Source organism: Streptomyces sp. NPDC002513 (genome assembly GCF_053595355.1).
Genome location: NZ_JBSFXK010000116.1, coordinates 1 through 7,206, shown reverse-complemented (window position 1 = coordinate 7,206; position 7,206 = coordinate 1). Strand labels below are relative to the sequence as shown.

At 71.7% G+C, this 7,206-nt stretch carries 6 protein-coding genes and 2 pseudogenes; 4 read left to right on the top strand and 4 right to left on the bottom strand.

Going from position 1 to position 7,206, the window contains the following annotated elements:
• Positions 1–102: 102 nt before the first annotated feature.
• From ACWD5Q_RS34780 to ACWD5Q_RS34765, 4 genes are all read right to left on the bottom strand, one after another.
• Positions 103–612, bottom strand: a complete 510-nt coding sequence (locus tag ACWD5Q_RS34780) for an O-acetyl-ADP-ribose deacetylase (protein ID WP_451431067.1) — start codon at positions 610–612, stop codon at positions 103–105.
• On the bottom strand, positions 609–2,018 hold the full coding sequence (locus tag ACWD5Q_RS34775; RefSeq protein WP_451431066.1) for a phytoene desaturase family protein: 1,410 nt from the start codon (positions 2,016–2,018) through the stop codon (positions 609–611). Before ACWD5Q_RS34775 ends, ACWD5Q_RS34780 begins: the two co-directional genes overlap by 4 nt.
• A gap of 194 nt (positions 2,019–2,212) precedes the next feature.
• A complete protein-coding gene (locus tag ACWD5Q_RS34770) occupies positions 2,213–3,058 on the bottom strand; it encodes an inositol monophosphatase family protein (RefSeq protein ID WP_451431068.1) in 846 nt (281 codons plus the stop codon).
• A gap of 142 nt (positions 3,059–3,200) precedes the next feature.
• On the bottom strand, positions 3,201–5,027 hold the full coding sequence (locus tag ACWD5Q_RS34765; RefSeq protein ID WP_451431065.1) for a gamma-glutamyltransferase family protein: 1,827 nt from the start codon (positions 5,025–5,027) through the stop codon (positions 3,201–3,203).
• A 50-nt stretch (positions 5,028–5,077) separates the two neighbouring features.
• Between ACWD5Q_RS34765 and ACWD5Q_RS34760 the strand changes: the two are divergent.
• From ACWD5Q_RS34760 to ACWD5Q_RS34745, 4 genes and pseudogenes are all read left to right on the top strand, one after another.
• A pseudogene (locus ACWD5Q_RS34760) lies at positions 5,078–5,206 on the top strand (transposase); the annotation flags it as partial.
• Between the two features lie 299 nt (positions 5,207–5,505).
• A complete protein-coding gene (locus ACWD5Q_RS34755) occupies positions 5,506–5,778 on the top strand; it encodes a hypothetical protein (protein ID WP_451431069.1) in 273 nt (90 codons plus the stop codon).
• A gap of 123 nt (positions 5,779–5,901) precedes the next feature.
• A pseudogene (locus ACWD5Q_RS34750) lies at positions 5,902–6,447 on the top strand (NF041680 family putative transposase); the annotation flags it as partial.
• 142 nt (positions 6,448–6,589) lie between these two features.
• Positions 6,590–6,886, top strand: a complete 297-nt coding sequence (locus ACWD5Q_RS34745) for a transposase (RefSeq protein WP_451431064.1) — start codon at positions 6,590–6,592, stop codon at positions 6,884–6,886.
• The last annotated feature ends 320 nt before the right edge of the window (positions 6,887–7,206 follow it).

The window sequence follows — 7,206 nt, the reverse complement described above, 5'->3', positions numbered from 1 at the left end:
AGACCCGTGCACTCGTGCACGTCAGAGCAGTGTTAAGAAGCGCTTCCTCCCGGGCGTGAACGCCCGGGGTTCCGCGCTAGATCATGCTGAACCACGGTTCCCTCAACGGAGCTGCGCGGCGAACAGTGCGTATGCCCGCTCGTCGAAGAGGACGAACCTGACCTCCTCGACCTCCGTTTCCGTGGCTCGCACCGTCTCCACCGCGATGCGAGCTGCATCGTCCATCGGCCACCGGTACACGCCGGTGGAGATCGCCGGGAACGCGACCGTCCGGGCACCCAGCTCGTCGGCTACGCGGAGTGACTCCCGGTTGCAGGACGCGAGAAGCGATGCGTCGCCGCCGCCGATCTGCCAGACCGGGCCGACTGTGTGGATCACCCAGCTCGCGTCCAGTTCCCCCGCCGTGGTGGCGACCGCCTGGCCGGTGGGCAGGCCCTTGCCGTAGTGGGAGGCGCGGAGGGCACGGCACTCCCGAAGGATCGCGGGGCCGCCGCGGCGGTGGATCGCGCCGTCCACGCCTCCCCCGCCGAGCAGCGAGGAGTTGGCCGCGTTGACGATCGCGTCGGCGCTCTGCCGGGTGATGTCCCCCTGGATCAGCGTGATGGCGGTCATGTCTGTCTCAGCCTCCGCCAGACGGCCTTCGCCGCGTTGTGGCCGGACATGCCGTGTACGCCGGGGCCCGGCGGGGTGGCCGACGAGCAGATGAAGACGGCCGGGTGCGGGGTGCCGTACGGGAACAGGGACGGTTTGGGGCGCAGCAGGAGCTGGAGTCCGGATGCCGCGCCGGAGGCGATGTCGCCGCCGACGTAGTTGGCGTTGCGGGCGGCCAGTTCGGGCGGGCCCGCGGTGGCGCGGGCGAGGACGCGGTCGCGGAAGCCCGGTGCGAATCGCTCCAGTTGGCGTTCTATCGCGTCGGTGAGGTCTCCTCGCCAGCCGTTCGGCACATGGCCGTACGCCCAGAAGACCTGTTTGCCCTGCGGCGCCCGGGTGGGGTCGGCGACGCTGGGCTGCACGGTGATGAGGAAGGGGGGGTCGGGCGCCCGGCCCTCCCGGGACACCGCGCGCAGGGCGGTGTCGATCTCCAGCCTGTCGGCCCCGATCTGCACGGTTCCGGCGACGCGCGGTTCCTTCGCGGTCCACGGCACGGGGCCGTCCAGCGCGTAGTCGATCTTGAAGACGCTGGGGCCGTACCGGTACGTGTCGTAGTACCGCCCGAGGCCCGCGATCCGGGCCAGGGCGGTGGGCGAGGTGTCGAAGACGTACGCGCGCGCCGGGGGCAGGTCGTCGAGGCGCTTGACCTCGTAGTCGGTGTGGACGGTGCCGCCGAGGTCCTTGAGGTACGCGGCGAGCGCGTCGACGATGGACTGGGAGCCGCCGCGGGCCACCGGCCAGCCGCGGGCGTGCGCGGCCAGCGCGAAGACCAGGCCGATCCCGCCGGTGGCGAAGCCGTTGAGCGGGGCGATCACATGGGCGACGAGCCCGGCGAACAGGGCCTTGGCCCGCTCGTCGTGGAAGCGGCGCATCAGCCAGGTCGAGGGGGGCAGGCCGACGAGGCCGAAGCGGGCCAGGGTGACTGGGTCCCGTGGGAGGGCGGTGAGCGGCAGGGACATGAAGTCCCGGGCCAGCGTGTCCCAGTGGCGGAGGAAGGGCTCGACCAGCCGGCGGTACGTCCCCGCGTCACGCGGTCCGAACGAGGCGGCCGTCTCGGCCACGGACCGGGACAGCACCGCGGCGGTGCCGTCGGGGAAGGGGTGGGCCATCGGCAGGTCCGCGTGCAGCCATGTGAGGCCGTACCGCTGAAGGGGCAGTGCTCTGAAGGCGGGCGAGTTGATGCCGAGGGGGTGTGCGGCGGAGCACGGGTCGTGCCGGAAGCCGGGCAGTGTCAGCTCCTCGGTGCGGGCGCCGCCCCCGATGGTGTCGCGGGCCTCGAAGACGGCCACGGAGAAGCCCCGGCGGGCCAGCTCCACGGCAGCCGTCAGCCCGTTGGGTCCGGCCCCCACCACGACCGCATCGAGCATCGACGGCACCTTCGGACTCCTTCGTCACCGACGGCCACTGGCCCTCAGGATATGCCGGGGGTCCGACACCGCAGGGGCGCAGGGCCGGTCCTCGATGGATGCCGCACTTCCGTTTCCGGCGCCCGACGCGGCGCTCGCGGCCTGCGGGGCACTCGCTCCCGGCAGGGCGTTCCCGCCCCTCGGCGAGGGTGCTCTCAGACCTGGGCGGACAGCAGCTCCAGCACCCGGCGGGCCGTGGCCTCGTCCCGGGCCGCGGTGAACGGCAGGGCGTTGCCCCCGGTGATGCGGAAGGGTTCGCCCGCCATCGTGCGGTGGGTGCCGCCCGCCTCCTCGACCAGCAGCAGGCCCGCGGCGTGGTCCCAGGCCGCTTCCCAGCAGAACGCCGTGGCGTCCAGCAGGCCCTGGGCGATGTGCAGGTACTCCAGACCGGCGGAGCCGCACGAGCGCGGGCGGATGCCCTCCGTCTGCAGGCCGAGGAGCGCGCGCTTCTGCTCGTCCGTCGTGTAGAAGGGGTGGGACGTGGCCACTTCCAGGTCGCGGCCCGGCGCGGGTGAGCCCGAGTGCAGCCGCCTGCCGTCGAGGAACGCGCCCCCGCCCCGTATCGCCGTGGCGAGCTGGTCGCGGGCCGGAGCGTAGGTCCAGGAGGCGTGCACGACGCCCCCCTGGGCGAGCGCGACCAGGGTGCAGAATCCGGGGTCGCCGTGCACGAACTGGCGGGTGCCGTCGACGGGGTCGACGATCCACACGGGTGCCTCGTCGCGCAGCGCGTCGTAGGTCGCGGGATTGGCGTGGACCGCTTCCTCGCCCACCACGACCGAGCCGGGCAGCAGCTTGGACAGGGCCTCGGTGAGATACTCCTCGGCCTTGCGGTCGGCGTCCGTGACCAGGTCGTGGGGGCCGCTCTTCTCGTCGATCTCGTGCTCGGCGAGACGGCGGAAGCGTGGCATGATCTCGGTGGCGGCCGCCGTGCGGAGGGCGTCCTCCACCTCGGACGTGCGGTGGGCGAGAAACTCGTCGATGGTTTCGATGTCTCCGATCATCATGCGTCCATGAGAGCACGCAGCACTGACAATCCCCACCGGTTCGGTGCACTCACGGTGGAATCGGCATGAACACAAAGTACCTGCCCCGGCCCGCCGGGCGTCGCCCGTCGCTGTGACCGGGTGCCTCGTCGCCCGGGGGTCAGCGTCCGACCGCGTACCCCTGCATCCCGCGCGGGTTCGCCGCTGCCGAGAGCACACCGGTCTCCGGGTCGCGGGCGACCGCGCACAGCCGCCCTTCGGACCAGGCGTCGCCGAGCGTGATGTCATGGCCGCGTCGGCGCAGCTCCTCGACGACCGCGGGGTCCGTGCGCGACTCGACGGTGACGCTGCCGGGCCGCATGCCGCGCGGGTAGAAGGAGCCGGGAAAGCTGTCGTTGTGCCAGTTCGGGGCGTCGATGGCGCCCTGTAGGTCCAGGCCGCCGCGGACCGGCGGGCGCAGGGCGGCCGCCAGGAAGAAGTGCGGCTGCCACTGGTCCTGCTGGTCGCCGCCGGGCGTGCCGAACGCCAGCACGGGCACGCCGTCGCGCAGCGCGATCGAGGGGGTGAGGGTGGTGCGGGGGCGACGCCCGGGCGTCAGGGAGTTGGGCAGGCCCTCGTCCAGCCAGGTCATCTGGAGCCGGGTGCCGAGCGGGAAGCCCAGTTCGGGCACCACCGGGTTCGACTGCAGCCAGCCGCCGCTGGGAGTGGCCGCGACCATGTTGCCCCAGCGGTCGACGACGTCGAGATGGCAGGTGTCGCCGCGGGTCGTCCCGTCGGCGGTGACGTCCGGATCGCCGGGCAGCGGGGACGGGGTGCGCTTGGCGACCGTCGGCTCGCCGATCCCCATCGGGTCGAAACCGGGCTCGTCGGCGACCACACGCGCGTACCGGCTCAGGCGCGGGACACAGCCCAAGGGGGCCCCGGGGCGCAGCTCGTACGACGCCTTGTCGCTGATCAGGGCACGCCGCTCGGCGTTGTACGCGTCCGACAGCAGCTCGTCGAGGGGCACCTCGGCGGCGTCGCCGTACCAGGCCTCGCGGTCGGCCATGGCGAGCTTGCAGCCCTCGATCAGCAGATGGACGTAGTCGGCGCTCCCGTATCGGGGCAGCTCGGGCGGGAGCAGGGCGAGCTGCTGGAGGAAGACCGGGCCCTGGCTCCAGGGGCCGGCCTTGCACACCGTCCAGCCGTTCCAGTCGTAGGTCGCCGGCGCCTCGTAGGTCGCGGACCAGGTGGCGAGGTCCTCGGCCGTGAGGGTGCCGGTGTGGCGCTCGCCGGTCACGTCCAGGGTGGGCCGCCGCGCCTGCCGCACCAGGGCCTCGGCGATGAAACCGGACCGCCACACCTCGCGGGCGGCCTCGATCTGCGCCACCCGGTCCCCGGCCCCGGACACCTCGGCGAGCAGCCGCTTCCAGGTGGCGGCCAGCGCGGGATTGCGCAGCAGCGCACCGGGCCGGGGCGCGCGTCCGCCGGGCAGATAGATCTCGGCCGACGAGGTCCACTCGCTCTCGAACAGCTCCCGCACGCTCTCGACGGTCTCGCCGACGCGCTCCACGGGCGCGTGCCCGTGCTCGGCGTAGCCGATGGCGTACGCGAGGACGTCGGCGAGGGACTTCGTGCCGTGGTCGCGCAGCAGCAGCATCCAGGCGTCGAACGCGCCCGGGACGGCCGCGGCGAGCGGCCCGGTGCCGGGGACCAGTGCGAGGCCCAGATCCCGGTAGTGGGCGACGGTGGCTCCGGCGGGTGCCACGCCCTGCCCGCACAGCACCCGCACCTCGCCGCCCGCCGGGGCGAGGAGGATCGGGACCTCGCCGGCCGGCCCGTTCAGGTGGGGCTCCACGACATGCAGGACGAATGCCCCGGCGACGGCCGCGTCGAACGCCGTGCCGCCGTCCTCCAGCACCGCCATCGCCGACTGCGAGGCCAGCCAGTGGGTGGAGGACACCATGCCGAAGGTGCCCTGAAGAGTGGGGCGAGTCGTGAATTGCATCTCTGACCTCGATGTTTGCGTGCGTCAGTGGATCTGTCCAAACCCAACCGCTGACCCGGAAGGCCCGCGAGGGCCGCCGCATCATCAACATCCACGCGCTGATCGCGGTCGGTGTCAACGCCGACGGCCACCGCGAGATCCTCGGCCTGGACGTCGCCACCGCCGAGGACGGCGCCGGACGGCCGGCCGCGGGCCGCGGGAGTTTTCAGCCGGCGGATGTCGTGGAGAGTCACAGTGCGTCCGTCGCCCGGGTCCGGTGCCGCTCGCTCAGGTACGGCAGGCGCAGCAGCAGCGTCAGGCGCTCCGCAGAGGAAGGCGACCTCCTCGCCCCCACTGCCCAGCGCTGGCTCGACGCCCACGGATGGCGTCACGCCGCTCGCCAAGTAGCGTGCTCAGGGGTGAGGAGATCGTGGCCGAGCGGGCGGGCTGGCAGGGAGCTTCATGCGGCGTACCCTGACAGCCATACGAGGGGGCACGCATGGTCTTCCGGTTCACCGCGAGCGATCTCTCATTGCTCCTGGGCGCGATAGGCATGACGGCACTGGCGATCGCATGTTTCGCGCTGAGTGTCCACGCACTGATCCATGGACGGATGCCCGGCCACCGGTTGCAGGCAGCTGTGCGGTTCCCCCGCCTGTGGGGCGTCGGAGCGATGCTGGTGGTCGTCGCACTCAGCCTTCACTCCGCTTGGCTTCTCGGTGTCGCGGTCGGCATCGTCATCCTCGGGCACGTTGTAAAACGAGCACGTTGAGTAGGACCCACTACCGCCCCGGCAGCGCTACGTGCGATCCCCAAAGGCATCGACAGGCATAGGGCTGGGCACGGCACTGCCCAGACTCATGTGGGCTTTCGGGCGGTGCGGCGATGGGGGCACCGCCACGGAGGTGTCCTCACCTTCTCCAAGCCGGAGTCCTGGCACACCCCCGATCAGGTCACGGCCTGCGACACCACCCGCTACGGCAAGGCCGAAGCTCTCGCCTGGGACCGGATGCACCCCCGCTCACAGGCCCGTGGCCCCTGGCTCGACCACTGCGATGAACTCCCGTTGATCCACGGCACGTTGATCCGGCTGAAGGTCGATCACCTGCCTGGGAACCGCGACCCGAAGCCGGTCTGGCTGTGGTCCTCGTGCACCGGGCTGACCGGCGTGGACGTCGACCTGCGCCGGCAGGCGTTCCTCCGCAGATTCGACCTGGAACACACCTCCCGGCTGTTCAAGCAGACCCTCGGCTGGACAGTCCCCAAGGTCCGCGACCCGCACACCGCCGACCTGTGGACCTGGTTGATCACCGCCGCCCACACCCAGCTCCGCCTCGCCCGACCACTCGCCGAGGACCTCCGCCGCCCCTGGGAACGGCCGACTCCATCGCGCCGGCTCACCCCCGCAAGGGTCCGTCGAGGGTTCCGACACCTCCGCGCGAAGACCGCGAGGCTGTCGCATGACCTCCCCCGGCCGGGTGTCAAGAGCGATTCCTTGTTCGGTTCCTGCTTCCGGGCAGGCCTCGGATTCTTGGTTCGTGGGGCGGAACTTCCTGGTGTGCGACCGTGAAGGTGATCTCGAGATGCCGCGGAGTGCACGGGAGTGGTTGCCGCCCGGTCACCTGTGCTGGAGAGTGCTCGACGTCGTCGAGGAACTCGATCTTTCGGCGTTCGAGAACGGCTACCGCGCCGACGGGCAGGGAGGCGCCGCCTACCCGCCGGTGACCCTGGTCGCGCTGCTCCTGTACTGCTACAGCAAAGGCATACGCTCCTCCCGCCGCATCGAGCAGGCCTGCTGGGACGATGTGGGCTGCCGCATTATCACCGCGAACCGCGGGGTCGACCACTCCACCGTCGCGCGGTTCGCGACGTCATCGTGACGCCTTGAAGAAGCTGTTCGTGCAGGTGCTGGCCTTGTGCGGCCGACACGGGCTGGTGGACCTGGCGGCGGTGGCCGTGGACGGCTCGCCGATGGAGGCGAACGCTTCCCGCGACTCCAACCCGCCCGTCCCGCAGGTGTGCCGAAACCCTCCCGGCCCGGCCCCGGACGCCCACCCGGCTCACCAAACCGCAGCCCAGCCCCACGCTACGAACCCGGGAAGACCGTGAGAGCGTGGTGGTGAACCGGACAGTGTTCGGTGGGTGGGGCTGGCGGGGGATGCCTCGAACGATCTTGCTGGCCGGTCGGCGTGCATGGAAG